This is a genomic window from Rhodococcus sp. IEGM 1379 (genome assembly GCF_030056815.1).
Taxonomy (GTDB): Bacteria; Actinomycetota; Actinomycetes; order Mycobacteriales; family Mycobacteriaceae; genus Rhodococcus_F.
This window is the reverse complement of sequence record NZ_JASHKR010000005.1, coordinates 124,374-150,975: the sequence shown is the minus strand read 5'-3', so window position 1 is coordinate 150,975 and position 26,602 is coordinate 124,374. Positions and strand designations below refer to the sequence as shown.

The window sequence follows — 26,602 nt, the reverse complement described above, 5'->3', positions numbered from 1 at the left end:
GAAGTTGGGTGGAAAAGTTGGGCTGGAGAATTTTGGGAAGAACACCGCGTGGTCGCCACGGCGAAAGGAACTTTACGCCAGCGGCCCCGTACGAAAATCCGCACGGGGCCGCTGAGTGAAGATGCTTACTCGGAAGCAGCCTCTTCAGCTACGGGAGCTGCAGCCTCGTCGTTGCCCTCTTCGACGGGGATCAGCGAGATCTTGCCGCGAGCATCGATGTCGGCGATCTCGACGCGGATCTTGGATCCGACGTTGACCACGTCTTCGACCTTGGCAATACGCTTGCCGCTGCCCAGCTTGGAGATGTGAACCAATCCGTCGCGACCCGGCAGGAGCGAAACGAAGGCACCGAAGGCGGTGGTCTTGACGACCGTGCCCAGGAACCGCTCGCCGACCTTGGGGAGCTGCGGGTTGGCAATGGCGTTGATCATGTCGATCGCGGCCTGTGCAGACGGTCCATCGGTGGCGCCGACGAACACAGTGCCGTCGTCTTCGATGGAAATGCTGGCACCGGTCTGCTCGGTGATGGAGTTGATCATCTTGCCCTTGGGGCCGATGACCTCACCGATCTTGTCGACGGGGACCTTGATGGCCGTCACGCGGGGAGCGAACGGGCTCATCTCGTCCGGGGTGTCGATGGCCTCGGCCATGACCTCGAGGATCGTGGTGCGAGCATCCTTGGCCTGAGCCAAAGCGCCGGCCAGAACCTTGGACGGAATTCCGTCGAGCTTCGTGTCGAGCTGCAGAGCCGTGACGAAGTCCTTGGTACCGGCAACCTTGAAGTCCATGTCACCGAAAGCATCTTCGGCGCCGAGGATGTCGGTCAGTGCCACGTAACGGGTTTCGCCGTCGACCTGGTCGGACACGAGGCCCATTGCGATACCGGCAACCGGAGCCTTCAGCGGCACACCGGCGTTGAGCAGTGCGAGCGTGGAAGCACACACGGAACCCATCGAGGTGGAACCGTTGGAACTCAGAGCCTCGGAGACCTGACGGATTGCGTACGGGAACTCTTCGACGCTGGGCAGAACCGGCATGAGAGCGCGCTCTGCGAGTGCGCCGTGGCCGATTTCGCGACGCTTCGGCGAGCCGACGCGCCCCGTCTCACCGGTGGAGTACGGCGGGAAGTTGTAATGGTGCATGTAGCGCTTGCTGGTCTCGGGACCGAGCGAGTCGACCTGCTGAGCCATCTTGACCATGTCGAGGGTGGTGACGCCCAGGATCTGGGTCTCGCCACGCTCGAACAGTGCGGAGCCGTGTGCGCGCGGGATGATTGCAACCTCGGCGGACAGCGAACGGATGTCCGTGATGCCGCGGCCGTCGATGCGGAACTGATCGCGCAGGATGCGCTGGCGAACCAGCTTCTTGGTGAGCGAGCGGAACGCTGCTCCCAGTTCCTTCTCGCGACCCTCGAAGTTGGGTGCAACGAGCTCGAGAACCTCGACCTTGACCTCGTCGGTCTTGTCGTCGCGCTCCTGCTTGCCGGCGATTGTCAGTGCGGCATTGAGCTTTTCAGCTGCAGCAGCCTCAACGGCAGCAAAGACGTCATCCTGGTAAGCCGGGAAGACCTTGTAGTCGCCCGTGGGCTTGGAAGCCTTGGACGCGAGTGCCGACTGAGCAGCACACAGACGAGCGATGAACGGCTTCGATGCCTCGATGCCCTCGGCGACGATGGACTCGGTCGGAGCCTGAGCGCCGTCGGCGACCTTCGCGATCACGTTGACGGAGGCCTCGGCCTCGACCATCATGATCGCGACGTCGGCATCGTCACCGCTGCCGGAAACGACGCGGCCGGCGACGACCATGTCGAAGACAGCATTTTCGAGCTGGTCGACGGTCGGGAAGGCAACCCACTGGCCGGCCTTGTTCTCAGCCGTGGAGATGAGTGCAACACGCACGCCACCAACGGGACCGGAGAACGGCAGGCCCGCAATCTGAGTCGACGCGGAAGCGGCGTTGATAGCCACGACGTCGTACAGATCCTGCGGGTTGAGGCTCATGACCGTAACGACGACCTGGATCTCGTTACGGAGACCGTCGACGAACGACGGGCGCAGCGGCCGGTCGATCAGGCGGCAGGTGAGGATCGCGTCGGTGGAGGGGCGTCCCTCACGACGGAAGAACGAGCCGGGGATACGGCCCGCGGCGTACATGCGCTCTTCGACGTCCACCGTGAGGGGGAAGAAGTCGAAGTGCTCCTTGGGGTGCTTGCTGGCGGTCGTGGCGGACAGCAGCATGGTCTCGTCGTCCAGGTATGCAACGACGGCGCCGGCAGCCTGCTGAGCAAGGCGTCCGGTCTCGAAACGGATGGTGCGGGTACCGAAGGACCCGTTGTCGATCACGGCGGTGGATTCGAACACGCCTTCGTCGACCTCTACTACGGAATTTTCTGTCATCTTTTTCTCTTCACTTCCCTCTCGTCTTCGCCGTACCCGCGCGGGCGTTCCCACCCTCCTGGTGGAAACTGCGCACCGAGGGACGTCCCCCTCTTGAATTGCAGAGGTTCGCGATAGCTGCGAACTTTTCTCTGCTTCGGGACGTCACTGACCTTCGGGCGGCCGTCGATCGAAGTTCGCCGGAACATGCCAGGCCCGAGATATTGACGAACTCGAGCCCGATCCGGAAAACCACTACCGACAACCGACACCACGTTCTCTGATGCATACGGTGTGCTGACGGCGCTTTCGCCCGCCAACTCAGCTGTCTGACACAGCCGATCCCTTCAGTTAAAGCCAATCACTGCTGCAGTTACAGCCATTCACTACCTCGCGGCAGTTAACGCCGAAAGCCAGCGAATCCCAGTCTATCCGTGGATTCGCCGGCTGACGGAGTGTTGAGCAAACGTGAGTTTGCCGTGTTGCTTTCGATCAGCGTCGTAAAACTAGCGACGCAGGCCGAGACGCTCGATGAGCGCACGGTAACGAGCGACATCGGTCTTTGCTACATACTTGAGCAGACGACGACGACGGCCGACCATGAGCAGCAGTCCACGACGCGAGTGGTGGTCATGCTTGTGCATCTTGAGGTGCTCGGTGAGATCGACGATGCGCTTGGTGAGCATTGCCACCTGAGCCTCGGGCGATCCCGTATCGGTCTCGTGCAAGCCGTACTCGCCGAGAACGGTCTTCTTTTCTTCGGTGGTCAATGCCACTTGATTCACTCCTGTGATGACGATTGCGCAAAAGGATCTAGATCGGATGCGGCCGCCGCAAACCGCAGCACACACCGAGAGATGATCCTACCAGGAGCAATGCGGCCAACTCGACGGTCACGGAGAAGTGTGGCGGTCGACACTCCGACCGGTCAGGAGGTGACCGAAATCAGCCGACGCTACGCTCGGTGTCCTGGTCCAATATCTCGCGCGCACGCTCGACGTCTCGGTCCATTGCCACGATCAGGGATTCGATGGAATCGAATTTCTCCATCCCACGAATCCGCTCGACCATATCGACCGCGACGTGCTGGCCGTACAGATTTGCTTCCGTGTCGAGGACAAACGCCTCGACGGTACGGGTGCGTCCGGAGAAGGTCGGATTGGTTCCCACCGATACCGCCGCCTTGTACGTGCGACCTGGTACGACGGTGCCCAATTCTACGCCGGGCGCGACAGCGTCACCGATTCCGAGAACGCTGAACCAGGCCGCGTAGACACCATCGGCCGGAATGGCCGAAAACATCGGCGGCGCAATATTTGCCGTGGGGAATCCGAGTTCGCGTCCACGCTTGTCTCCGTGGACTACGACGCCTTCGACCCGATGAGGCCGGCCGAGCGCTTCGGTTGCCGCAGCCATGTCTCCGGCATCGACGCAGGAGCGAATGTAAGTGGAAGAGAACGTGACTGCGTGCTCGACGAGCAACTGGACGTCGTCAACGGCAAACCCGAATCGAGCGCCCATCTCGCGCAACAGATCAACGTTGCCGAGAGCCTTTTTGCCGAAAGTGAAGTTGTCCCCCACTACTACCTCGGCGACATGCAGCCGCTCGACGAGGATTTCGTGGACGTAACGCTCAGCGGTCACCTTCATGAACTCCGCGGTAAACGGTATGACGCAGAAAACGTCGATGCCGAGCTCCTCGGCCAGTTCCGCGCGGCGCGCAAGCGTCGTCAACTGAGCCGGGTGACTGCCCGGGCGCACTACTTCCATGGGGTGCGGATCGAACGTCATCAAAACACTGGGAACACCCCGCTTGCGCGCAGCGGTAACCGCCGTCGCAATCAATTGGGCATGCCCACGATGCACACCGTCGAATACACCGACAGTGAGCACACAACGACCCCAATCGGCCGGAACTTCGTCGAGACCACGCCACCTCAGCACGAATGGCAGCCTACGGGTCGCGTCGGCGACTCTCACCTTCGGACCCGCCGAGCGGCTCGCCACTGCATGCTCACTCGCGTACGGAGCTTCCGGAATTCGTAGCCTAAGCTAAGTGTTGTGGCAGCTCACAAGACTGAACCCTCCGGCGATCCCTCCAATGCGGACAACGCTGTCGAACAGACATCGAATGCATCGATCGACACACTTGCACTTTCCTCCGTCGCCCAGGACTACTTGAAGGTGATCTGGACCGTCCAGGAATGGTCGCATGAACGGATCTCCACCAAGCTGCTGTCCGAGAAGATGAGTGTCTCCGCATCGACGGTGTCCGAGGCTATTCGCAAACTGTCGGATCAAGGACTCGTCGATCACGCCCGATACGGGTCGATCGCACTGACAGACGCCGGACGCGCGGCCGCAGTCTCCATGGTGCGACGGCACCGCTTGATCGAGACGTACCTGGTTCAAGAACTCGGGTACGGCTGGGACGAGGTCCACGACGAAGCCGAGATCCTCGAACACGCCGTCTCGGATCTGATGATCTCGCGCATGGACGCCAAACTCGGCTTCCCCGAGCGCGATCCGCACGGCGACCCCATTCCGTCTACCGACGGCTCGGTACCGACTCCCCCGGCCCGGCAACTGAGCGACTTCGCCAACGGTGAACGGGGCCGCGTAGCTCGCATCTCCGATTCCGATCCGGAAATGCTCCGTTATTTCGATTCCGTCGGCGTCAGCCTCGACGTCGAAATCACGGTGGAGGAACGACGCGATTTTGCCGGCACAGTCTCCGTGCGACTCGGCGACAACCCTGACTGCATCGACCTAGGAAGTCCTGTCGCCCAAGCTATTTGGCTAGTCTGATTCGAAAGAAATCTGCTTCGGCCGACTGTCAGCTCGAACCCAGCTGCTGTCCACTGAGCTCACCCCTGAGTGCGGCCAGCCCTATCCCGAGAATCCCGAGCGCCATGAGCACGCAGAACAGTCCCAGCGCACCAACTAGCAAGGCCTGAGCAACTGTCCCGCGAAAACGCGTCGTACCGAGTGGCCCCACATCGCCCTTGCAGAATTCCTGGGCCGGTGCTGAATACTCCACTACCCGAGCAGTTCCGAGAGGAACGACGACGGCACAGCGTCCGAAAGTCCCTTGCCTCCATCCCGGCTCTCACCCTTTGACACCCACGTCGGTCGACAAGGGTTGGGTATCCGGAACAGCTAAGCGGTACTCACCCCACTGACGGATTTCGGTTCGGCCGTTGATCGTGACGACGGGGCCGTAAGGGGTGAACCGCAAGAACGAGATCCTCGACCGTTTCAGGACGACGAGGGCTGTGTCGGACGCACTCATTGACGCAGAGTCGCCGGCCTAACGACCATTACCGAACTGGCGCGCTTGCCCTTCTCCTGGAGCAACGCAATGGTGTGACCAGTGGGATCGATGGCCGCATAGATGCCCTTGACGCCCATCGGTTCGAGCCAACGGCCCTGACTGATGGCCTCGGCCTCTTCAGCCGTGATCTGACGGTGCGGGAATGCTGTCTGCGCGGCCTCGTCGATATCCAAACTGACGCTGGGAGCCTCGGCCAAATCCTCGAGGGTCAACGCATGATCGAGCGTGAACGGACCAACCCTCGTGCGACGCAACGCAGTCAGATGGCCACCCACTCCGAGTTCGCGACCCAAATCCCGCGCCAGCGAACGGATGTAGGTGCCTGACGAGCACTCCACCTCGACGTCCAGGTCGACAAAACCGCCGTCGACATCGCGACGAGCCAGAACGTCGAACGTCGACACCGTCACCGGACGCGCGGCAAGCTCGACGGTCTCGCCGGCCCGCACCAAAGCGTGAGCCCGCTGGCCGTCCACCTTGATTGCGCTGACGCTGGCCGGAATCTGTTCGATGTCCCCGGTCAACGTCGCCACGACGGCGGCAATTTCCTCATCGGTGACAGCACTCGCGTCGGCCGTCGTCAGGATCCCACCTTCGGCGTCGTCGGTGTCCGTGGACGCGCCCAGACGAATGGTGGCCGAGTACGCCTTGGTTGTCAGGGCCAGCAAGCCCAGCAACTTGGTTGCGCGCTCCACACCGAGCACGAGAACACCCGTCGCCATCGGATCAAGCGTGCCGGCGTGACCGACCTTTCGGGTGTTCAACAGTTTGCGGCACCGAGCCACAACATCATGGCTGGTGAGACCTGCCTCTTTGTCGACGATCAGGATTCCGGCGCCGACAAGTCCGGAGGAAGGCTTTTCGCGAGCTGACACGTGTCCCGATTCTGCCAGCCGAACTCACTGCACCGAAATTGCCGTCAGAATCAGGCCGCCGGACACCATCCATTTACCGTCGAATTCGGTGAGCGGCGCACCCGACGTCGCCTCCCCGGGAACCAGCAGCTTCGACCGAAACGTGCCCGACGTGGCGGACTCGGATTCGAAAGTGATGTGCGCGTCCTCGAATCCCAACCAACGCTGGGTGAGCGGGAACCACGCCTTGTACGTGGCTTCCTTGGCGCAGAACAGAACTCGATCCCAGTGGACTGGCCCGTCCATGTCCACCGTTCCGAGCCACGTTCGCTCGTCCTCGATGCTGACGGCCGGCAGTACACCCTTGGGTAGGGGCGCATGCGGTTCCGCGTCGATCCCGAGCGAACGAACCTGCATCGAATAGGCCAGCACGGCGCCGCGATACCCGTCGCAGTGGGCCAGCGAGCCCACAACACCCCGCGGCCAGAGCGGCGAGCCTCGTTCGCCCCGCATGACGGGCGCCGGCGGAACGCCGAGTTTTCCCATCGCTGTGCGGGCGAGATGGCGCGTTGTCACGAACTCACGACGACGCTTCTCGACGGCCCGGCCGATCAGCGCCTCTTCACTGGGGTGTGGAACGAGCCCGGGCGGATCCTCGAACGCTTCCGCCGTCGCGATGCCACCGGGAAGAATCTGTTCGATCACGTGTCGGTACCTCTCACTTCCCCGAGCGCATGCGCTCGACTTCGGCTTCCTGCTCCGGCGTCACCTTGAAGTGGCCGCCCCACTTGTTGAGCGTTCCCGGCGGGTACTCCGGCACCGGCAAAATCTGACGCAACAGCTTTTCGGGCAATCCTCGCCGACGCCATTCACGCGGGTATCCGAGGGAGACTTCCTCGAAGCGGACACCGTCGTAGTACGTCGTACGCGGGATGTGCAGGTGCCCGTAGACCGAGCACACCGCGTTGTATTTCACGTGCCAGTCCGCCGTCATGGTCGTACCGCACCACAGCGCGAACTCCGGGTATATCAGAACATCCGTGGGCTGACGGACCAACGGAAAGTGGTTGATCAGGACGGTCTTCGTACCGGCAGCCAGAGCATCGAGCCGAGCCTTCGTGTACTCGATCCGGGCATGGCACCACGCGTCGCGCGTCGCGTACGGCTGCGACGACAGCAGGAACTCGTCGGTCGCCACCACATTCTTCTCGCGGGCAATCTCGAGTCCGTGAGCCTTGTCCCGTGCCCCGGCCGGCAGAAAGGAGTAGTCGTAGAGAAGGAACATCGGCACCAACGTCACCGGGCCGTCTTCACCGTCCCAGATCGGGAACGGATCTTCCGGCGTGATGACATCGATCTCACGGCACATGTTGACCAGGTACTCGTACCGCGGCGCACCGTGAATCTGAACCGGGTCCTTGGCTGTGGTCCACAACTCGTGGTTTCCGGGAATCCAGATCACCTTCGCGAAGCGAGAGCGCAGCAGCGTCAGCGCCCAACGAATGTCGTCCGTCTTCTCGGAGACGTCACCGGCCAGAATGAGCCAGTCGTCAGGTGAATCCGGAAACAGTTCTTCCGTCATCGGCTTGTTGCCGTTGTGACCGACATGAATGTCGCTCACCGCCATCAGCTTTGCTGCCACGATCCCTCTGTTTCCTCGCTCGGACGCTCGATGTGAAGTGCTGTTGTCCGGGTTGCTGTGGGTTGGGTTCCCGTTACCGCCCACTTACCCGAGAGAGCGCGCCACAGGACTGCAACCATCCGTAGTATTACGAACACTGTCAGACCCGCCCAGATTCCGGCCAATCCCCAGTCGAATGCCAACGACATCCAGATCGCGGGCAGGAAACCGACGACGGCACACAGCATGGTCGCGTTTCTCAGGAACTTGACATCGCCTGCGCCGAGTAGAACGCCGTCGAGTGCAAACACGATTCCGGCGACGGGCATGATCGCGACGAAGAACCACCACGCGATCGACATCTGACCGAGAACGTCCTCGTCAGCGGTGAACAATTGCGGGATCACCGAGTGCCCGGCTGCAAACACCACGGCCAGAAGTACCGCGAATACCGTCGACCACGCCGTGATCCGCCACGACATCTTCTTGGCCGCTGCCGCAAACCCGCCGCCCAATGCGGCACCGATCAACGTCTGCGCGGCAATCGCGAGTGAATCGAGTAGTAGCGCAACCAAGTTCCACAATTGCAGAACCACCTGATGCGCACCGACAACTGCGGCGCCGAATCGCGACGCCACCGCAGCAGCCGAGACGAAGCACGCCTGAAACGCGAGACTACGCAGAATCAGATCGCGCCCCATGACCATCTGAGCTCGCATGATCGCGACATTCGGACGAACCGATACCGGTTCACGAAACAACGCCCAGCCGAACAACGCACCGGAGATACTCTGGCCCGCCAGATTTGCGACGGCAGATCCTTCGAGTTCCAGATGCGGCGCGCCCCACAAACCGTGGACCAGAATGGGGCACAGAATTGCCGAAATTCCGAGACCGACAAGGACGAATCGCAGTGGCCGGACTGTGTCCTGGACGCCACGCATCCAACCATTTCCCGCCAATGCCACCAGAATCAGCGGCACACCCAGAACTGCGATGCGCAACCAACTCTCAGCCGCATCTGCAATATCCGAATCACCGGCTACTGCCGACGTCAACGGACCGGCGATCACCTGCACGATCGCCACCAACATCAGCCCGATCGCCAAGGCCAACCACGTTGCCGCAGCGCCCTCGCCCACTGCGTCTCGCTCACGACCGGCGCCGTGCAGACGCGCAGCGCGTGCCGTGGTTCCGTACGACAAGAACGTCAGCTGAGTACTCACCAAAGACAAGATGAGTCCGCCCACCGCCAGCCCCGCCAACGGGAGTGCACCGAGTCGTCCGACGACGGCAATATCGAACAGGAGGTATAGGGGTTCCGCGGCCAACACACCCAATGCGGGGAAAGCCAGCGCAAAGATTCGACGGCCGGTCACCTCGAAATCGGTGTCAGCATCAGGAGCGACTGACCCCGAACTCACCCCAGCGCCGCAATCAATGCCGCGACCGTCTGCTCACTCGAATCCGACGAGGTATATCCAGCCGAGAGCCGGTGTCCCCCGCCGCCGAGGCTTTCCGCAACCGCCGACACGTCGATTTCGGACTTCGCGCGCAACGAGATCGACCAACCACCGCGTTCCGATTCCTTGAGAACCGCGGCAACTTCCGCGTCGGCCGTCGTTCGCACGATGTCGACGACGCTCTCGATTTCTTCCGAACGAAGGTTACCCACGTCACTTCGGCGGATCACGGCATACACGAGCCCGCGACCATCCGCCGCCTCGCGCACCAACGTCGCCGATCCCAGAACGGACGACAACATCGGCAGCCATCCGAACGGATGGGTGTCGAGAAGTTGACGGGCAATGGCGTCTCCGTCAATGCCGGTCGCCAACAATCTGGCCGCCAGAACATGCGTCGACGGGCCGCCCCATCGGAAGGAACCGGTGTCGGTCACCAAACCGGCGTAGAGACAATGCGCTACATCCCGATCGATCTCCACACCCCAGAAATCAAACAATCTCGCCAGGAGCGCGGTGGTCGACGCCGCAGACTCGTCCACGACATTGATCGCGCCGAATTCGGAATTCGACCGATGGTGATCGACGACGATTGTGTGATCGGCACCGCCGAGACGGTTCGCAAGATCACCGAGCCGACCGGTACTGCCGACGTCGACGGTGACAAGAACATCAACCGACGCACGCACGCTCGCCGGTGGAACCAGCAGATGCAGTCCGGGCAATCCGTCCATCGACTCCGGCAGTTCCTCAGGTCGACTGAATGCAACCTGAACCGAGACGCCTTTGCGTTCGAGCACCAGGCCGAGTGCCAGCCCACTGCCGATCGTGTCGGCGTCCGGCTGGATGTGGCACAGGACGGTTACCGTCCGTGCCACATCCAACACCTCGACCACCTGAGCGAATTCTGCCTCGCAGAGGTCTTCGCCAGTGGGCGCGGTGATCGTCATCTTCGCTACGCGTCAGTCGTTGTCACGAGCGTCCGAGGACACGACGTCATCCCCGTCGTCGGCTACTGTGCGGGGCTCTTTGTACGGATCTGCGTCGCCGGCCGGCTTCGCGTTCTCGCGTGCCTTGGCAACTTCGATATCGGCTGCACGTGCACGCGCCAACAGTTCTTCCATGTGCCGTGCGGTGTCCGGAACTGTGTCCGCGACAAACGTCAGAGTCGGTGTGAAGCGAACACCGGTTCCGGCGCCCACCTTCGACCGCAAGACGCCCTTGGCCTTCTCGAGACCGGCCGCGGCAGCTTCGACGTCCGGCGCAGAGTCAACCTTTTCACCCATGACGGTGTAGTACACGGTCGCATCGTGCAGGTCGTTGGTGACCTTGGTATCGGTAATCGTCACAAAATCAAGCCGCGGATCCTTGATCTCGTGGTCAATTGCGGTTGCGACAATCGTGCCGATTCGTTTTGCGAGCTTACGGGCCCGGGCTGGATCCACCATGACTCTCTGTCTCCTTCTCCCTGGACATTCGATACGAGCTGACTCGATCGATCAAAGTGCTGATTAGCAAGAATTATTACCGACAACAGTCTTGTGCATCGCAGCCTGGCAACCAAATCAGTCCTCGGGACCGAATATTCGTCGTCGCACCGCAAGGAGTTGCATCTCTGGGCGCGCGGCCACCGCACGCTCGCAATGATCGAGGACATCGTGCAGGTGATCGACCGACGAACTGACAGCCGCGACCCCGACCAGAGCCCGACGAAACCGTCCCTGCTCACCGGCTTCGGCAGCGCTGACGCCGAAACGACGCAGTTCCGTCAGTATCGGCGACACCAGCGAACGCTTTTCCTTGAGTGAGTGGACATCTCCGAAAAGGATGTCGCACTCCAATGCTCCTACAAACATTTTCCCCCTCGAAATACCCGAGAAACTCTACTGCCACCAGCCCAGAAATAGCCGAATGGACCCTCCCGGACATTTTGTCAATGTCCGGGAGGGTCCAGTCAGTCAGTACTCACGAGCGCCCCCAGCGCTCGTGGCGACTATCAGTCGCGCGGCTTCTCACGAAGCTCGTAGCACTCGAGAACGTCACCGATCTTGATATCGGAGTAGGTGACGGTCAAACCACATTCATAGCCTTCGCGAACCTCGGTGACGTCTTCCTTCTCCCGCTTGAGCGAGGAGATGGTGACCGTCTCGGCGACAACCATGCTGTCGCGGATGAGACGTGCCTTGGCGTTGCGACGGATGGAACCCGACGTGACCAAGCAACCGGCAATGTTGCCGATCTTGGACGAACGGAACATCGCACGGATCTCCGCCTTGCCCAGCTCGACCTCTTCGTAGACCGGCTTGAGCAGACCCTTGAGTGCCTTCTCGACCTCGTCGATGGCCTGGTAGATCACCGAGTAGTACCGGATGTCGACGCCCTCGCGGTTCGCCAGCTCGGTCGCCTTGCCTTCGGCACGGACGTTGAAGCCGATGATGATCGCGTTGGAAGCCGCTGCCAGGTTGACGTTGGTCTCCGTGACGCCACCGACACCACGGTCGATGACGCGCAACTGCACCTCGTCGTCGATCGGGATTGCCAGCAATGCCTCTTCGAGAGCCTCGACGGTTCCCGAGTTGTCGCCCTTGAGGATCAAGTTCAGCTGCGAATGTTCCTTCAGAGCTGCATCGAGATCGTCCAAGCTGATGCGCTTGCGACTCTTCGCTGCCAACGCATTGCGCTTGCGCGCATTACGACGGTCAGCGATCTGACGGGCAGTACGGTCGTCGTCGACCACGAGCAGGTTGTCGCCTGCGCCGGGAACCGACGTGAAGCCGATGACCTGAACGGGACGCGAAGGCGTTGCCTCGTGGACGTCCTCGCCGTGCTCGTCGACCATGCGCCGGACGCGGCCGTAGGAATCGCCGGCAACGATGGAGTCGCCGACCCGCAGCGTTCCGCGCTGGATGAGCACGGTAGCAACGGGACCACGGCCACGGTCCAGGTGCGCCTCGATGGCAACACCCTGTGCGTCCATGTCCGGGTTAGCGCGCAGATCCAAGGAAGCATCCGCTGTCAACAGAACAGCTTCGAGAAGCTGGTCGATGTTCAGACCCTGCTTCGCCGAGATGTCGACGAACATGGTGTCTCCGCCGTATTCCTCGGCAACCAGTCCGTATTCGGTCAGCTGCTGACGGATCTTGTCCGGGTTCGCGCCTTCCTTGTCGATCTTGTTCACCGCGACCACGATCGGCACGTCGGCCGCCTGGGCGTGGTTGATCGCTTCCACCGTCTGCGGCATCACGCCGTCGTCGGCTGCGACAACAAGAATCGCGAGGTCGGTGGCCTTGGCACCACGAGCACGCATAGCTGTGAAGGCCTCGTGACCCGGTGTATCGATGAACGTCACGAGACGCTCGTTGCCTTCGAGCTCGGTGAGCACCTGGTAGGCACCGATGTGCTGCGTGATGCCGCCGGCTTCGCCCTCACGGACGTTGGCCTTACGGATCACGTCGAGCAGACGGGTCTTACCGTGGTCGACGTGGCCCATGACGGTGACCACAGGCGGACGGGCGTCGAGGTCGTCTTCTCCGCCGGCGTCCTCGCCGTAGGTGAGGTCGAAGTGTTCGAGCAGTTCACGATCTTCGTCCTCAGGGCTGACGACCTGAACGACGTAGTTCATTTCGCCACCGAGAAGCTCCAGCGTCTCGTCGTTTACCGACTGAGTTGCCGTGACCATCTCGCCGAGGTTGAACAGTGCCTGCACGAGCGCTGCGGGGTTCGCATCGATCTTGTCGGCAAAGTCGGACAGCGATGCGCCGCGAGCGAGACGGATGGTCTCGCCGTTGCCGCGAGGCAGCCTGACGCCACCGACTGCGGGAGCCTGCATGCTCTCGTACTCGGCGCGCTTGGCCCGCTTCGACTTACGTCCACGACGAACTGCTCCGCCGGGACGACCGAACGCACCTGCTGCTGCGCCGCGCTGACCGGGACGGCCACCGCCACCGGGACGACCGCGGAAACCACCTGCGGGAGCTGCTCCACCGGGAGCACCTGCACCGGCGCCGGCGCCGGGAGCGCCGCCACCGCGGTATCCACCGCCACCGCCACCGCCACCACCGGGACGACCGCCGGGAGCGCCACCGGGACGACCCGGACGTCCGCCGCCACCGGGCGCGGGACGAGCGGAACGAGCAGGCATTGCACCCGGGTTCGGGCGAGGAGGCATGGAGCCGGGGCTAGGACGGGGTCCACCCTGACCTGCGGGCGGACGGGGTCCACCCTGGCCGGGAGCCGGACGAGGACCGCCCTGACCTGGTGCCGGACGAGATCCGCCCTGGCCCTGGCCCTGGCCCTGAGTCGGACGAGGTCCGCCCTGACCGGGAGCCGGACGAGGACCGCCCTGACCCGGTGCCGGACGCGGTGCGCCGGGAGCCGGACGAGGAGCCGGACGCTCGGTCGGAGCCGAGGAGTACGGGTTGTTGCCGACGCGCGGAGCCTTGGGCATCGGACGCGGTCCACCGGGCTTTGCGCCGGTCGACGGTGCGGCCGGAGCTGCTGCTGCGGGTGCAGCCGGTGCCGGAGCTGCGGGTGCTGCCGGAGCCGGAGCTGCGGGAGCAGCCGGAGCCGGACGACCGGGCTTCGGTGCGTTGAACGTAGGTGTAGGCACTGCCGGCGATGCGACAGCCCGAGCTGCGGGTGCAACCGGAGCGGGTGCAACCGGAGCGGGTGCGGCCGGAGCTGCGGGAGCAACAGGTGCTGCCGGAGCCTCGGGAACAGCCGGAGCGGGTGCGGCCGGCTTGGGGCCGGGACGCTGACCCGGGCGCGGTGCGCCGGGCTTTGCCGCAGACGGTGCCGGAGTACCGGGCTTTGCCGCGGGCTTTGCCGCTGCATCGCCGGACTCGGACTTGGTTTCTGCGCCTGCGGCAGACGGGAATGACTCCCGCAGACGACGGGCGACGGGCGCCTCCACTGTGGATGACGCAGACTTCACGAACTCGCCCTGCTCTTTGAGCGTTGCGAGTAGTTCCTTGCTGGTGACACCGAGTTCTTTAGCCAACTCGTGTACGCGGGCCTTGCCTGCCACTGCTCTCCTCACTGATGAGGTCGAGCAGGAGGCTTCCCACAGATGTGGGTCCCACACGACCTCGGGTTATAGCCGATGGACGTTCATCGTTGGTGCTTCACGGTGTGCTCATGAGTGCTTGTGCCTGTTCTTCTCGAGAGGTACTGCTTTTGTGTGAACTGCGTCGACCAGTTGGTCGACAGCGGACGTGTCCAGATTTCCGGACACTCGCAGTGCTCTGCTGAATGCTCGGCGCCGCTCTGCCAGGCTCAGACAACTCGCATCGAGGTGCAGCCAAGCACCTCGACCGGGAAGCCGTCGCAATACGTCGGGGACGAGCAAGGAACCCTCCGGCCCCAGCTCACCAACCACGACCCTCAACAGATCGGCAGCCGACCCTTGTTCCCTGCATCCCACGCATGTCCGGACCGGCGAACCGGGCCTCACGCGCGCAGAATCCGAGGACTCACGTCGAACCATCGTCCACTCTACCGTCGAACCGTCTCGAACACTGCATTCCACCGTTATCCGTTGGACGCGCCGGAGCGTTCCGACCCCTCGTCGACCGGTGCGGCATCACTACGGATATCGATGCGCCAGCCGGTCAACCGTGCAGCAAGGCGGGCATTTTGGCCCTCCTTGCCGATAGCCAGCGAGAGCTGAAAATCAGGCACGATAACGCGGGCTGCACGAGCATCCGGATCGACGACAGTGACAGAGACCACTTTCGACGGCGAGAGGGCATTGCCCACAAACGTCGCAGGATCCTCGTCGAAGTCGATGATGTCGATCTTTTCACCCGCGAGTTCGCTCATGACGTTGCGCACACGCTGGCCCATCGGTCCGATGCACGCGCCCTTCGCGTTGAGTCCGTGAATTCGTGAGGCAACCGCAATCTTCGAGCGGTGACCCGCCTCGCGAGCGACGTTGATGATCTCAACACTGCCGTCGGCAATTTCGGGCACCTCGAGTGCGAACAGCTTCCGAACGAGGTTCGGGTGCGTACGTGAGAGCGTGATCTGCGGGCCGCGCTGGCCTCGTGCTACACCGACCACGTAGCACTTGATGCGCTCGCCGTGCTCGTAGCTCTCGCCCGGAACCTGCTCGGCGGGCGGCAGTAGACCTTCGGTGCCGTGCGCGTCGCTACCGATGCGAACGACGACCATGCCGCGCGAATTCGCCCGAGTGTCACGCTGAATGACGCCACCGACAATTTCGCCCTCGTGCGTGGCGTATTCGCCGAAGCTGCGCTCATGCTCGGCGTCACGCAGACGCTGGAGGATGACCTGACGCGCAGTGGTAGCCGCGATCCTGCCGAATCCCTCCGGGGTGTCGTCCCATTCCTCACCGATCATGCGTCCGTCGGAATCGGTGTCGTGCGCCATGACTCGCACCGATCCGGTCTTGACGTTGACGTCGATCCGAGCGTTCTGTTTGTGGCCCTCGGTATGCCGGTACGCCGTCAGCAGCGCGGTCTGGATCGTGGCGATCACCGTTTCGATCGGGACGCCCTTTTCGGCCTCGATCGCCCGCAACGCTGCAATGTCGATATTCACTTGTCGAACCCTTCTTCGTTTTCTACGTCTTCGTCGTCTTCTTCTGAACCGACCACGTGGGAATCGTCGGTCTCGTCTACATCCGCGTTCACATCCGAAGGAACAGCACGCCCCTCCAGGATTCCACCGGCCAACTCGAGCTCCTGCTCACCAGGCTTCGAAAACTCGACCTGGACAACAGCTTTCTGTACATCGGCGAGGGGAATCTCACGGACAGTGAAGCGGCCCCGACTGTTCAACACGACCGCAACCGAATCTTCACCGAGCAGCCCGATACGGCCGACAACAGTTTCGTCGGCGAGGTCGATCCGAGCCTTACGTCCGCGCGCCCGACGCCAATGGCGTCCCAACGTCAACGGACGATCGATTCCGGGTGAGGTGACTTCAAGTGTGTACGGCGTTTCGCCGATCTCCTCGAGGCTGTCGAACAGATCGGACACGAGCTGACTGATGTCAGCCGCCGCATCGAGCTCGATCCCGGCATCACTGTCGACCATGATGCGAACTGCACTGTGCTTGCCCGCTTGAGTGACTACGACATCCTCGACGTCGTAGCCCTGGCCCTGCACGAGTTCGGAGACCAGCTCGATAACCCTGTCCTTGGATGGCACCGGCATCTCGCGAACTCCTCGTTTCAGTTGTCGTCGACCAAGTCGACTCGGTTCAAATGTCGTCGACTTCGTCGACTCGGCTCAAATGTCGTCGACTTCGTCGACTCGGTGTGCTTAAAAGCTCGGTGTCCATGAGTACCCCACTACGGGCATGGCGAGACCACAATTGCCCACGTTCTCGGCCAAGCATCCAAGAGTACCGCCCAATCGAGGCCACTGCGACCACGCGATGACGACACTGCGACCAGGCCGACCGGTTACACATCACACTCGAACACGATCGCCGGATTCGAACGAATCACGCCCTACCTGGCACCATGGACGAGTGCTGACGTCCTTATCCACCACCCCGCACTCCCGTCGGAGTGCGATGAAGATCGCAGGCGCGGCATCAATCGGCGCCGTCGCCGTCGCCGCCACTGCCTGCAGTGACAACGGCACCGCAAAAACTGCTGCCGAAGTAGACCAACTGATCACGCAAGCCGACCGCGCACGGGCCGACGCGGCCGCAGCCTCGTCTGCAATCGCGTTGGCACCGGAACGAGTTTCTGTACTCACCACGATCAGCGCGGAGCGTAAGTCCCACGCAGACGCCTTGGACGCCGAAATTGCCCGGGCTGCCGGAACAACTCCCAGCACTACTACGTCACCCTCTTCGTCGACTGTGGCGCCGCCTCCGACCGGGGTCGATGCCTTACGCACAACCTTGACAGAATCGGCACGCAGCGCCGGTGATCTCGCGCGCACCGTATCGGGTTACCGCGCAGGCTTGCTGGGTTCGGTCAGCGCCTCCTGTGCGACGCAGGTTGCGGTGTTGCTGCCATGAGCATCATTCGTAGATCGAAAGCCGGCGACGACGCCGTGCTCGCAGCAATCGAATCCGAGAATGCCGCGATCTTCGCCTATGGCGTCGTCGCAGCATTTTCCAATCCGGCGCGCGTCAACGAGGTCGCCGTTCATACGGCCACTCACCGCGCGCGGCGTGATTCTCTGACTGCGATGGCAACCGAGGCCGGACTCACTCCCCCGATTGCCGCCGCGGCCTACGCGATTCCGTTCCCGGTCACCGATGCCATCACCGCGGCTCAGTTGGCAGCGCAGATCGAAGCAGACACAGCGATCACCTATCGCGCGTTCATCGAACAGGTTGATGCCGACGAACTGCGGACATTCGGGGTCGACGCGCTTACCGACGCTTCCATTCGCGGGGCCGGGTGGCGTTCAGCTTTGGGGACAACTCCGGTGACAACGGCATTCCCCGGGGTTCCGGGGGCATAGCTGCCGGGAGTTCCGGCGGCTTACCACCTCTTGGTCGGCACAAACCACGCAGCGACCAGCGCGACCAGCACAAAGCATCCACCCACCCGCAGGGCGGGAGTGAGTGCTTCGCCGTAACCGATCGGGGTCAACGCGCCACCGGCCGCCAGGAAGACGGCTGTCAGTATCGCGATTCCCAGCGCAACGCCGATCTCGCGAAGCGTCGCGTTGGTCGAACTGGCCGTACCGTGATCCGGCCCGTCCATGTCTGCAAGGACTGCGGTCGCATTCGGCGCGAAGGTCAGGCCCATCCCGACGCCGGCGATGAGAAGTGCCGGGACCATCGAACCGTAGGTGACGCCAGGCTCGATGAGTGCGGCCAACCAGAACAAGGCGCCGGCTTGCAGACTGAGACCGGCGAGCAGCAAGGAACGCAGACCTAGCTTCGGCGCGAGCAGTCCGGCCAGCGGAGCGAAGATCATCGGTGCCGCCGTCCACGGGAGCGTCCGCAGCCCTGCTTCGAAAGGGCTGAAACCCATGGCGATTTGAAGGTATTGCGAGAGTAGGAACACCGCACCGAAGATACCGATCGAGAAGGTCAACCCGATCACGTTCGCCATTGAAAAACTGCGCGAGCGGAACAACCGCAACGGCATCACCGGATACGGAGTCTTCTGTTCACGGAGGACGAACAGCGCCAAGGCAACAGCTGAACCCACCAGCGAGGCAACAACTCCGAAAGAACTCCAGCCGTCGTCGTTGCCGTGAACGATGCCCCAGACTGCCAGGAACACTCCCAGGCCGGCGAGTACAACTCCGGGTAGATCCAAAGGTTGTGTGCGCCCGGTCGATTCGCACAATGCATACATTGCGAGGGGGACTGCGACGATTGCCACCGGCACGTTGATCCAGAAGATTCCTTGCCATGAGAACCCGTCGACCACAGCGCCTCCCACCACTGGCCCCAGGGCGATTCCGAGCCCCGATACGCCACCCCACACGCCGATTGCCATGGCGCGCCTAGCTTCCGGAACTGCCGCCACGAGCAGCGTCAGTGAGAGCGGCATGATCGCAGCAGCACCGACCCCTTGAACGGCTCGTGCTGCAATCAACAGACCAGCCGATGTCGACAATGCAGAAGCGATCGATGCTGCCGTGAACAATCCGATCCCGCCCACGAACATGCGTCGCCTACCCCAGCGGTCTCCGAGCGTCGTCGCCGACAGCATCAGCGTCGCAAAGGCGAGAGTGTAGGCATTCATAAACCATTGCAACTGGCCGACGGATGCGTTCAGATCCTTCTCGATCACCGGCAATGCGCTGGTCATCACAAGATTGTCGAGAGTGGCCATGAACATCGGGAGCGAGGCCGCGAGGATCGCTATCGCGACCGGCACAGTTCGTCGGCCATGCGCTTTCGACCCGGGGGTTGCCCCGGCGTCGGCATTCGCCAAAACAGTCATCGCATTTTCCTCGCCTTTAGGCATCGATTGATTACTTAATCGACGTTAAGGCATCAACTGATAACCTGTCAATATGTCGAGCGAAGAACTCCAGCAGCCCAAACGCAGGATGAGCGCACCCGCGCGGCGAGCGCTCGTCCTCGCCGCGGCAACTCGAGCCTTCGCTCGCGGTGGGTATTCCGGCACCAGTACCGACGCCGTCGCCAAGGAAGCCGGCGTATCCCAGCCGTACGTCGTTCGCATGTTCGGAACAAAGGCAGATCTGTTCCAGGCTGTGTTCTCGCGCGCGCTCGGCGAGATCGTCCGCACCTTCACCGACAAGCTGGACACACTGCGCATCGAGCCCAGCGATCCGCAGTTCTGGGCAGAACTCGGCTCCTCTTACGGTGAGCTGGTCCTCGACCGAGATCTACTGCTTGTCATGTTGCACGGATTCGCCACCAGCACAGACGATATCGCCGCCGCCTCTCGATCCGCGATGTCGGAGATCTACACCCTTCTACGCAATCGAACCGGCTGCACCGCCGAGCAGGCCCGACTGTTCATCGCCAACGGCATGCTGATCAACAACCTGCTTGCGATGAAGGCGCCCGAAAACGTCGACGAGGATCCAGCATTGGGAGAATTGTGGACCAGCGTTTTCGGCGAATCTGCCGCCATTGCGCTCGCTGCCGCCGGAACCACTCCTGAATCTGACGCGGTTTCCTGACCGACCACTGGGAATTCTGCAACAACTGTGACCGCAGACACCATACAGTCGATCCGACACATCACGGGAAACCCTGACGAAAAGGACCGACGTTGGATCTCGCACAACGCATCGACGCACTCGAGCAGATCGAAGAGATCAAGAAGCTCAAGTACCGCTACTGGCGCGCCTGCGACGCCAAAGACCCGGTCGGGTTTCGCAACAGCTTCATCGCCCAGGGCGCATCCATCGACTACGGCGGACTCGGCGCGTTCGACGATGCTGGTCCGATGGCCGATATCTTCACGGCAGTTGCCCTGCGGCAAGTAGAAGGCAACTACGCAGTCCTCGACATGCACCACGGCCAGCACGCCGATATCGAACTGACCTCGGAGACAACCGCACGCGGACGATGGACTCTCAAGTTTCGTCAGATCGACACGGTCCGCCGAACTGAGAAGCTTATGACCGGCGAATACGACGACGCTTACGTGATCGAGGACGGGGTCTGGAAGATGGGTCAGTGCCATTTCACGGAGACGTGGTCGATCACCACTCCCCTGCACCCCGAAGCCGTTATCGCCGAGGGCACGTTCGGCGGTAAGCGATGAACGCACAGAAGGTCGCCCTGGTCACCGGTGCGAGCCGGAGCGTCGGCAAGGGCATAGCCCTGGCATTGGGCAGCGACGGATGGACCGTCTATGTGACCGCCCGCGGCGAGGTCGGCACCGGCGGCGCCCTGGACATGACCGCCGCTGAAATCACCGAACGCGGCGGGCACGGGATCGCGGTGCAGGTCGATCACAGCGACGATCAGCAGATCGTAGATCTGTTCGCTCGCATTGCCGACGAGCAATCGGGGCAGCTCGATCTCCTGATCAATAATGTCTGGGCCAACCCGGCCGGATATGCAGGCTTCACGGATCCATTCTGGAAACGACCTGTCGCAGACTGGGATTCGCTGATCGGCATCGGTTTGCGCGCACACTACGTCGCCTCGGTGGAAGCAGCAAAGTTGATGGTTCCCCGCGGTAGCGGCGTGATCGGCAACATTTCGTCATTCGGCAGCCGTGGATATCTGCACTCCGTGCTGTACGGAATGTCTAAGACGGGACTCGACAAAATGGCCGCGGATATGGCCGTCGAACTGAAAGGCACCGGCGTCACCGCACTGTCATTCTGGCTCGGCTTGATCCGCAACGAGCGGATGGAAGCCAGCGGAATGAAGGACTTCGAGGGCTTCTCTCTTGCCGAGGCTGAAACCCCCGAGTTTGTCGGGCAAGTCATCACGGCACTCGCCAACGACCCGGAGGTCAACGCCCGTAACGGCCACACCCTGATCACGGCGGAGACCGCGCTCGACTACGGGATCACCGACGCAAACGGTAAGCAACCGGCTTCACATCGGAGCGCATTCGGCGGTGGGCCGCTCTTCGGACCCGCGTAGATCCGACGCGATAACGGCGTCGCCGGTCAGGCCGACCGGCGACGCCGCTACGCGCGCCTTGAGAGCAAGCCAGGCACAACAGATGACCACGACGCCACCCGCGACGACAGTGGATGACAATGCCTCACCGAGGATCAATGCAGACCACGCGATAGTCAGCACCGGCTGAACCAATTGCGTCTGGCTGACTGTGGAAATCGGTCCGATGGCCAGGCCGCGATACCAGGGGAAAAAGCCGAGGAACATGCTGATTACACCGAGGTAAGCAAACGCGAGCCACGAGTTGACATCGGCATTCACGGGAACATTTACCCTCGATACGACGGTGAGCGTGATCGTGACGGGAAGTCCGAGAATCAGCGCCCAGGCGATGGTCTGCCACGATCCGATTTCTCGCGCCAGCAACGCGCCTTCCGAGTAGCCGAGTGCCGCGCAGAGCACCGCCCCGACGAGCAGCAGGTCCGCGAGATGGAACGAGCCAAGTCCACCGTTTGCGAATGCGACAAAAAGTGCAACCGACAATGCACCGGCCGCGCTGGCCCACCAGAATGACTTGCTCGGACGCTCCTTCCCGCGGAGGACGGCAAACACTGCTGTCGCGGCCGGCAGCAATCCGATCACGACGGCTGCATGGCTAGCCGGCGAAGTTTGCAAAGCGAAGGTCGTCAGCAGGGGGAACCCGAGAACCACTCCGGCGGTCACGAGTGCAATTCGCGCCCACTGTCGAAGGCTGGGGATGGTGGCGCGGGTGGCCAGCAGGACAGTGACGGCCAATCCTCCCGCAAGCACTGCGCGCCCGGCGCCGATAAACAGCGGATCAAGATCGGCGACGGCAACCCGGGTCAACGGGACAGTGAACGAGAACGCCAGAACTCCCATCAATCCCCACCACAGACCTGCACGCGAATGTTCGTCCGGTAGCGGTGCGCTTCGGTGTGCGATAGCGCTACTCTCTATACTCATGTTCCACAGTAGCAGTCCCCAGCGAGTTATCGACGGCCTGCGCACGCTGATCCGGGCATCGGCCGCCGGGGCACAACTACCGTCCACGCGAACTCTCGCAGCAACGCACGGCGTCGGACCCGTGACCGTACAACGGGCAATCCGAGAACTCGTGGGCGAAGGATTGGTGGAAACGCGCCCGGGTTCAGGAAACTTCGTTGCCCGTAAACGCGATCCCCAGATTTCGGATTTCTCTTGGCAGACAACCAGTCTCGGACCGAGCCGCAGTGACGCCAACCCCATCGGATCGAGCATGCTGACGGTCACTCCTGACACGATTCCGCTGCACAGCGGCTACCCCTCGGACGAACTGCTTCCGCTTCGGCAGGTTCGCGCCGCACTATCACGGGCGGCGCGGAGCCCTCACGCGGCACGTCGGGCACACGCCTCCGGACTGGGTGAACTCCGCGAGTGGTTTGCACATGAACTGACCAGAGCGGGCGCTACTACTGTTCGCGACTCCGACGTACTGATCACCCCGGGCGCGCAAAGTGCATTGTCGTCGACGTTTCGAGCACTGGCGGGCCCCGGCGACGCCATCGTGATGGAATCACCCACCTATTGGGGTGCCATTGCCGCCGCCAAGCAGGCAGGGTTGATTGTCGTTCCCGTTCCCCGCGCAACAGGTGCTCCCGATTCGGGCGATCTTGCCACCGCGTTCGAAACATCGGGGGCACGTGTCTTCTATGCGCAGCCTCATTTCGCGAACCCGACCGGCGCCTATTGGTCGAACGCCGAGAAGGAATCGATCCTGAAGGTAGTGCGTGATCACGGCGTGTTCTTGATCGAGGACGATTGGGCGCGTGATTTCGGCATCGACGCCGACGTCACTCCCCTGGCCTCCAACGACCCGGACGGTCACGTGATCTACGTCCGCTCACTCACCAAAAGCGCCTCGCCCGCATTGCGCGTCGCGGCAGTTGTCGCACGTGGTCCGGCGCGACGACGAATCGAAACCGATCGCACTATCGACGATCTCTACGTCTCCGGAATTCTGCAAGCGGCAGCGGCAGACGTTCTTACGCAACCGTCGTGGATTTCACATCGGCGCACTGTTCGCGAACTACTCCGCGAACGCCGCGACCGGTTGATCAGCGAATTAGACACCCATGCACCAGAACTCACACTCACGCACAAGCCGGCCGGCGGCCTCAACTTGTGGCTCCGTATGCCGGACGGTTCGGATTCCGAAGCATTCGCCGCGAGGTGCCTCGCGCACGGCCTCTCCATCTCCCCCGGAGCCGAATGGTTTCCGGCAGAACCAACCGCCGCGTACATCCGATTGAACTTCGGCGGTTCACACCCGGACCGTTTCGAGGAAGCCGCACGCATCCTCGCGCAGCAGTTGAAAGCTTGATCGTGTTCGGCGCACCAACCCGTGCGCCGAACACGATCACGTCAGCTTTCGGTGAAGAACTGCACCCGCTTGATCCGGTGTCCCTTGGACTCGAATTCGAACAGCGCGATGCCCGGCTGTCCGCACACCACGACGCTCACCGTGACGGTGCGTCCCGCAACAAGGACCTTGCTCCTGGTCATGCCTGTCAAGAGATCGTTGACGTCAGCCAGGGACAGGTGCGTCCCTGCCGGAAGTTCCACGGGAAGGGGTGGCGTCCGCCCGACAGCGGCAGCGTCGAGGAATCTCGTCGCGGCCTGCTTACCTTTTGCTCCAACGCCGAGGATGCCGCGGGAGAAGCCGAGCGCTCCCCCGATCCCCTGGTTGGATAACAGTTGCGGGGTCAGCTTGGCCGCAGCTTTGACTCCGTCGACGCCGGCCGTGGCGAGCTGCCGCAGCATCGTCGCCAATTCCCAATGGGCATAGAGGGTTCCGATGTGAAGATTCTCGGGATCCCCGACGAGGTCGTACCTCAGATGCATCGGAACATTCAGCACCACACCGGTCGACATCTCCGTGGCAAGGCTCAAGTCACGCCACACCGTTTGTCCGCACACGATGTCGCGTTCGACGTAGAACGTGATGGCGTTCGGTGCAATGAAGGTGTCGTAGAAACTCTCGATTGCCGACATTCCGTTGTGCGGGCGCGAGCCCACCGGATCGTTGATCTGGCCGTCACCGGCGAAGAGCGCCACCCATGTCGACCGATCGTGCGCGCCTACGGCTTTGGGGGATCCTTCCACCACAGCCATCAACTGGTCGCGGGTCACCGGGGTGGTCATGGGCGCATCTCGTAGGCGCCGTCGTATGCCTTGACGTGCTGCCAGACGCGATGGAAACGCTCGCCGTCGACGTGCGGCTTGCGCACCGAGGCCAACGCCCACGCCTGCTGATCGGGCGTCGACGACGGCTTTCCGTGCAACGCAATCGCGTATCCGGAGAAGTCCCGAATCTGGAAGTCAAATATTTGATCGATGATGTCAGTATCCAATCCCGTAATTTCTGCTTGCTCGAGGATCAAATGACCATAGACGACCAAGGAGAAGAGATGTCCGATATTGAGCATGAAATCTAGGTCTTGTCGCTGCTGCTCGTCCGGCGCTGCCGCGGTGAGCAATTCGGTCAATGCGATTGCCTGCTCGTAAAAACGTGCGACGTTCGGAATCCCGGAGTGCTTCTCGTAGAACGACTTCCACTCGTGGAACCTGATCTTCGCGGCGCCGCGAGTCGGTCCCTGATTCCAGAAGAATTCGTCGTCGGAAGCATCCAGGCGGGTACCGACCTCGGGGAACTCTGCCGGATTGAACAGGTAGTTCGGCAGGAACTTAAGGATCAGGCCGACATTGACGTGGACCGTTCCTTCGAGCTTGGGCAGGGTTCCGATCATCTGAGCGGCCTCGCGGAAGTACGTGGACTTCTCGTAACCCTTGGCCGCAATCACGTCGTGTAGAAGGCCGACAACGCGCTCGCCCTCCGACGTGACCTTGGCCTTGGTCATGGGATTGAACAGCAGGTATCGACGGTCATCGAGGCTTGCGCTCCGGAAGTAGTCGACGGCCCGGCCGCTGAACTGCTTCATCGCGATCAGACGAGAGTAGGCGTCAACGAATGCCGCGCGAACGTGAGCGAAATCGGTCACGGGATTGCCGTACAGAATTCGGTTCTGTGCGTGAGTGATCGCCTCGAAGAAGGCATGTTCGGTAATGCCGATCGAACCGGTGCAGAGATTGAACTTTCCGACGTTCACGGTGTTGAGCGCAGCTTCGAATGCTGCGACACCGGTGTGCAGGATGTCTTCGTCACGAACCGGGTAGTTCTCGAGACGGAACGTGCTGACGTACATCTGACCGCGCAGGACGTTGTCCACCAAGTGGTAGTTCGGGTGCGCGCTGTCCGCGACGAAGAATACGTACCCTTCAGGCCCGTCGACGTCGGTACGACGCCCGAAGACCGACACCATGCCGGCAATGTTGCCGTTTCCGATGTAGTACTTCTCGCCGCTCGCGAGGAAGGCCGAATCACCCGCTGCATCACCCTCGGATGGAGTCAGCAGCATGTCGGTGGAGTACACGTCTGCACCGTGTTCGCGTTCGGAGAGTCCGAATGCCATGACCCTGCCGTCGGCGAGTTCCTGCGCGGCACGCTTCTTAGCGGCCACATTATCGCTCATCCAGATCGGCCCGAGACCGAGGATGGTGACCTGCCAGGCGTACCAATACGCAAGTCCGTAGAACCCGAAGATCTCACTGAGCGCCGCGTTGCGGGCGCCGTCCCAGCGCCTGTTCTCGTCGCCGCCGGCGAATGCTGACGGCGTCTGGAACGTTGCGAACAGCTTCTCCTTCTTGACGAAGTCGAGGAAATCGGAAACCCACACGGCGTTGAGATCGTCTTGGAGCAGTTGCTTCTTGCCGCGGTTCTCGAACCACTCGATGGTGGCCTTCAGTAGTCGCCGGGTTTCCGGATCGAACTGCGCGAAGTCTGCGGTGTGGGGGTTGAACAGCAATCCGTCGGTGTCAGACACGTCATACCT

27 protein-coding genes are annotated in these 26,602 nt (G+C 62.1%); 7 read left to right on the top strand and 20 right to left on the bottom strand.

The window, feature by feature from the left end; all coding sequences use genetic code 11:
• Positions 1-125: 125 nt before the first annotated feature.
• The 3 genes from QM600_RS05240 to QM600_RS05230 form a co-directional block, all read right to left on the bottom strand.
• Entirely contained in the window at positions 126-2,396 is a 2,271-nt protein-coding gene (locus QM600_RS05240; protein ID WP_283260407.1) for a polyribonucleotide nucleotidyltransferase, read from the bottom strand.
• Between the two features lie 485 nt (positions 2,397-2,881).
• On the bottom strand, positions 2,882-3,151 hold the full coding sequence (rpsO, locus tag QM600_RS05235) for a 30S ribosomal protein S15 (protein WP_094274942.1): 270 nt from the start codon (positions 3,149-3,151) through the stop codon (positions 2,882-2,884).
• Between the two features lie 169 nt (positions 3,152-3,320).
• The gene (locus QM600_RS05230) at positions 3,321-4,319 is read right to left on the bottom strand and encodes a bifunctional riboflavin kinase/FAD synthetase (RefSeq protein WP_283260406.1); all 999 of its coding nucleotides are present in this window, start codon (positions 4,317-4,319) and stop codon (positions 3,321-3,323) included.
• A gap of 117 nt (positions 4,320-4,436) precedes the next feature.
• Here QM600_RS05230 and QM600_RS05225 point away from each other — a divergent pair, with 117 nt between their 5' ends.
• The gene (locus QM600_RS05225) at positions 4,437-5,183 is read left to right on the top strand and encodes a metal-dependent transcriptional regulator (RefSeq protein ID WP_502942883.1); all 747 of its coding nucleotides are present in this window, start codon (positions 4,437-4,439) and stop codon (positions 5,181-5,183) included.
• Positions 5,184-5,211: 28 nt separating this feature from the next.
• Here QM600_RS05225 and QM600_RS05220 read toward each other — a convergent pair whose 3' ends face one another.
• From QM600_RS05220 to rimP, 13 genes are all read right to left on the bottom strand, one after another.
• Positions 5,212-5,415 (bottom strand): hypothetical protein, encoded by a 204-nt coding sequence (locus tag QM600_RS05220; RefSeq protein WP_283260405.1) that lies wholly within the window; start codon positions 5,413-5,415, stop codon positions 5,212-5,214.
• Positions 5,416-5,484: 69 nt separating this feature from the next.
• Complete coding sequence (locus tag QM600_RS05215; protein ID WP_283260404.1) at positions 5,485-5,667, bottom strand: hypothetical protein; 183 nt, start codon at positions 5,665-5,667, stop codon at positions 5,485-5,487.
• On the bottom strand, positions 5,664-6,584 hold the full coding sequence (gene truB, locus QM600_RS05210) for a tRNA pseudouridine(55) synthase TruB (RefSeq protein ID WP_283260403.1): 921 nt from the start codon (positions 6,582-6,584) through the stop codon (positions 5,664-5,666). Before truB ends, QM600_RS05215 begins: the two co-directional genes overlap by 4 nt.
• Positions 6,585-6,608: 24 nt before the next feature.
• Positions 6,609-7,268, bottom strand: coding sequence for a 4'-phosphopantetheinyl transferase family protein (locus tag QM600_RS05205; RefSeq protein ID WP_283260402.1), 660 nt, complete (start codon positions 7,266-7,268; stop codon positions 6,609-6,611).
• A gap of 13 nt (positions 7,269-7,281) precedes the next feature.
• Positions 7,282-8,205 carry a metallophosphoesterase family protein gene (locus QM600_RS05200; protein ID WP_283260401.1) on the bottom strand — a complete coding sequence of 308 codons (924 nt, stop codon included), beginning with the start codon at positions 8,203-8,205 and terminating at the stop codon, positions 7,282-7,284.
• On the bottom strand, positions 8,190-9,608 hold the full coding sequence (locus QM600_RS05195) for an MATE family efflux transporter (protein ID WP_283260400.1): 1,419 nt from the start codon (positions 9,606-9,608) through the stop codon (positions 8,190-8,192). The genes QM600_RS05200 and QM600_RS05195 overlap by 16 nt, the downstream gene beginning before the upstream one ends.
• A complete protein-coding gene (locus QM600_RS05190) occupies positions 9,605-10,597 on the bottom strand; it encodes a DHH family phosphoesterase (protein WP_283260399.1) in 993 nt (330 codons plus the stop codon). The genes QM600_RS05195 and QM600_RS05190 overlap by 4 nt, the downstream gene beginning before the upstream one ends.
• A 12-nt stretch (positions 10,598-10,609) precedes the next feature.
• Positions 10,610-11,095, bottom strand: a complete 486-nt coding sequence (gene rbfA / locus QM600_RS05185; RefSeq protein WP_283260398.1) for a 30S ribosome-binding factor RbfA — start codon at positions 11,093-11,095, stop codon at positions 10,610-10,612.
• 117 nt (positions 11,096-11,212) lie between these two features.
• Positions 11,213-11,503, bottom strand: coding sequence for a DUF503 domain-containing protein (locus QM600_RS05180; RefSeq protein WP_283260397.1), 291 nt, complete (start codon positions 11,501-11,503; stop codon positions 11,213-11,215).
• A 140-nt stretch (positions 11,504-11,643) separates the two neighbouring features.
• On the bottom strand, positions 11,644-14,673 hold the full coding sequence (gene infB / locus QM600_RS05175; protein WP_283260396.1) for a translation initiation factor IF-2: 3,030 nt from the start codon (positions 14,671-14,673) through the stop codon (positions 11,644-11,646).
• Positions 14,674-14,781: 108 nt separating this feature from the next.
• Positions 14,782-15,132: a YlxR family protein gene (locus QM600_RS05170; RefSeq protein WP_283260395.1), complete on the bottom strand. Its 351-nt coding sequence runs from the start codon at positions 15,130-15,132 to the stop codon at positions 14,782-14,784.
• 44 nt (positions 15,133-15,176) lie between these two features.
• Positions 15,177-16,208, bottom strand: coding sequence for a transcription termination factor NusA (nusA, locus tag QM600_RS05165; RefSeq protein ID WP_283260394.1), 1,032 nt, complete (start codon positions 16,206-16,208; stop codon positions 15,177-15,179).
• Complete coding sequence (rimP, locus tag QM600_RS05160; RefSeq protein ID WP_283260393.1) at positions 16,205-16,825, bottom strand: ribosome maturation factor RimP; 621 nt, start codon at positions 16,823-16,825, stop codon at positions 16,205-16,207. Before rimP ends, nusA begins: the two co-directional genes overlap by 4 nt.
• A gap of 364 nt (positions 16,826-17,189) precedes the next feature.
• On the opposite strand from rimP, the gene QM600_RS05155 reads away from it, so the two are divergent.
• Both QM600_RS05155 and QM600_RS05150 read left to right on the top strand, forming a co-directional pair.
• Positions 17,190-17,645, top strand: coding sequence for a hypothetical protein (locus tag QM600_RS05155; protein ID WP_283260392.1), 456 nt, complete (start codon positions 17,190-17,192; stop codon positions 17,643-17,645).
• The gene (locus QM600_RS05150; RefSeq protein WP_283260391.1) at positions 17,642-18,097 is read left to right on the top strand and encodes a ferritin-like domain-containing protein; all 456 of its coding nucleotides are present in this window, start codon (positions 17,642-17,644) and stop codon (positions 18,095-18,097) included. Before QM600_RS05155 ends, QM600_RS05150 begins: the two co-directional genes overlap by 4 nt.
• A gap of 20 nt (positions 18,098-18,117) precedes the next feature.
• Here QM600_RS05150 and QM600_RS05145 read toward each other — a convergent pair whose 3' ends face one another.
• The gene (locus QM600_RS05145; protein WP_283260390.1) at positions 18,118-19,539 is read right to left on the bottom strand and encodes an MFS transporter; all 1,422 of its coding nucleotides are present in this window, start codon (positions 19,537-19,539) and stop codon (positions 18,118-18,120) included.
• A 73-nt stretch (positions 19,540-19,612) separates the two neighbouring features.
• Here QM600_RS05145 and QM600_RS05140 point away from each other — a divergent pair, with 73 nt between their 5' ends.
• The 3 genes from QM600_RS05140 (at position 19,613) to QM600_RS05130 (ending at position 21,674) form a co-directional block, all read left to right on the top strand.
• On the top strand, positions 19,613-20,248 hold the full coding sequence (locus tag QM600_RS05140) for a TetR/AcrR family transcriptional regulator (protein ID WP_283260389.1): 636 nt from the start codon (positions 19,613-19,615) through the stop codon (positions 20,246-20,248).
• A gap of 92 nt (positions 20,249-20,340) precedes the next feature.
• Positions 20,341-20,838 carry a nuclear transport factor 2 family protein gene (locus QM600_RS05135; protein ID WP_283260388.1) on the top strand — a complete coding sequence of 166 codons (498 nt, stop codon included), beginning with the start codon at positions 20,341-20,343 and terminating at the stop codon, positions 20,836-20,838.
• Positions 20,835-21,674, top strand: a complete 840-nt coding sequence (locus QM600_RS05130; RefSeq protein WP_283260387.1) for an SDR family NAD(P)-dependent oxidoreductase — start codon at positions 20,835-20,837, stop codon at positions 21,672-21,674. Before QM600_RS05135 ends, QM600_RS05130 begins: the two co-directional genes overlap by 4 nt.
• Here QM600_RS05130 and QM600_RS05125 read toward each other — a convergent pair.
• On the bottom strand, positions 21,627-22,637 hold the full coding sequence (locus tag QM600_RS05125; protein ID WP_283260386.1) for a DMT family transporter: 1,011 nt from the start codon (positions 22,635-22,637) through the stop codon (positions 21,627-21,629). The two genes, QM600_RS05130 and QM600_RS05125, sit on opposite strands and share 48 nt — an antisense overlap.
• On the opposite strand from QM600_RS05125, the gene QM600_RS05120 reads away from it, so the two are divergent.
• Positions 22,636-24,033, top strand: coding sequence for an aminotransferase-like domain-containing protein (locus tag QM600_RS05120; RefSeq protein ID WP_283260385.1), 1,398 nt, complete (start codon positions 22,636-22,638; stop codon positions 24,031-24,033). The two genes, QM600_RS05125 and QM600_RS05120, sit on opposite strands and share 2 nt — an antisense overlap.
• Positions 24,034-24,074: 41 nt before the next feature.
• Here the strand turns inward: QM600_RS05120 and QM600_RS05115 are convergent, their stop codons facing one another.
• Positions 24,075-24,854, bottom strand: a complete 780-nt coding sequence (locus QM600_RS05115; RefSeq protein ID WP_283260384.1) for a ketosteroid isomerase family protein — start codon at positions 24,852-24,854, stop codon at positions 24,075-24,077.
• Positions 24,851-26,593 (bottom strand): acyl-CoA dehydrogenase family protein, encoded by a 1,743-nt coding sequence (locus QM600_RS05110; protein WP_283260383.1) that lies wholly within the window; start codon positions 26,591-26,593, stop codon positions 24,851-24,853. Before QM600_RS05110 ends, QM600_RS05115 begins: the two co-directional genes overlap by 4 nt.
• Positions 26,594-26,602 lie beyond the last annotated feature (9 nt).

Bases quoted from the DNA above. Each gene is read 5' to 3' on its own strand.
- rbfA (WP_283260398.1), bottom strand. From the start codon at position 11,095: ATGGTGGATCCAGCCCGGGCCCGTAAGCTCGCAAAACGAATCGGCACG.
- QM600_RS05145 (WP_283260390.1), bottom strand. From the start codon at position 19,539: ATGACTGTTTTGGCGAATGCCGACGCCGGGGCAACCCCCGGGTCGAAA.
- rimP (WP_283260393.1), bottom strand. From the start codon at position 16,825: ATGCCGGTGCCATCCAAGGACAGGGTTATCGAGCTGGTCTCCGAACTC.
- QM600_RS05190 (WP_283260399.1), bottom strand. From the start codon at position 10,597: ATGACGATCACCGCGCCCACTGGCGAAGACCTCTGCGAGGCAGAATTC.
- QM600_RS05115 (WP_283260384.1), bottom strand. From the start codon at position 24,854: ATGACCACCCCGGTGACCCGCGACCAGTTGATGGCTGTGGTGGAAGGA.
- QM600_RS05240 (WP_283260407.1), bottom strand. From the start codon at position 2,396: ATGACAGAAAATTCCGTAGTAGAGGTCGACGAAGGCGTGTTCGAATCC.
- QM600_RS05120 (WP_283260385.1), top strand. From the start codon at position 22,636: ATGTTCCACAGTAGCAGTCCCCAGCGAGTTATCGACGGCCTGCGCACG.
- QM600_RS05180 (WP_283260397.1), bottom strand. From the start codon at position 11,503: ATGTTTGTAGGAGCATTGGAGTGCGACATCCTTTTCGGAGATGTCCAC.
- QM600_RS05125 (WP_283260386.1), bottom strand. From the start codon at position 22,637: ATGAGTATAGAGAGTAGCGCTATCGCACACCGAAGCGCACCGCTACCG.
- QM600_RS05170 (WP_283260395.1), bottom strand. From the start codon at position 15,132: ATGGTTCGACGTGAGTCCTCGGATTCTGCGCGCGTGAGGCCCGGTTCG.
- QM600_RS05150 (WP_283260391.1), top strand. From the start codon at position 17,642: ATGAGCATCATTCGTAGATCGAAAGCCGGCGACGACGCCGTGCTCGCA.
- QM600_RS05155 (WP_283260392.1), top strand. From the start codon at position 17,190: ATGAAGATCGCAGGCGCGGCATCAATCGGCGCCGTCGCCGTCGCCGCC.
- QM600_RS05140 (WP_283260389.1), top strand. From the start codon at position 19,613: ATGTCGAGCGAAGAACTCCAGCAGCCCAAACGCAGGATGAGCGCACCC.
- QM600_RS05130 (WP_283260387.1), top strand. From the start codon at position 20,835: ATGAACGCACAGAAGGTCGCCCTGGTCACCGGTGCGAGCCGGAGCGTC.
- QM600_RS05215 (WP_283260404.1), bottom strand. From the start codon at position 5,667: ATGAGTGCGTCCGACACAGCCCTCGTCGTCCTGAAACGGTCGAGGATC.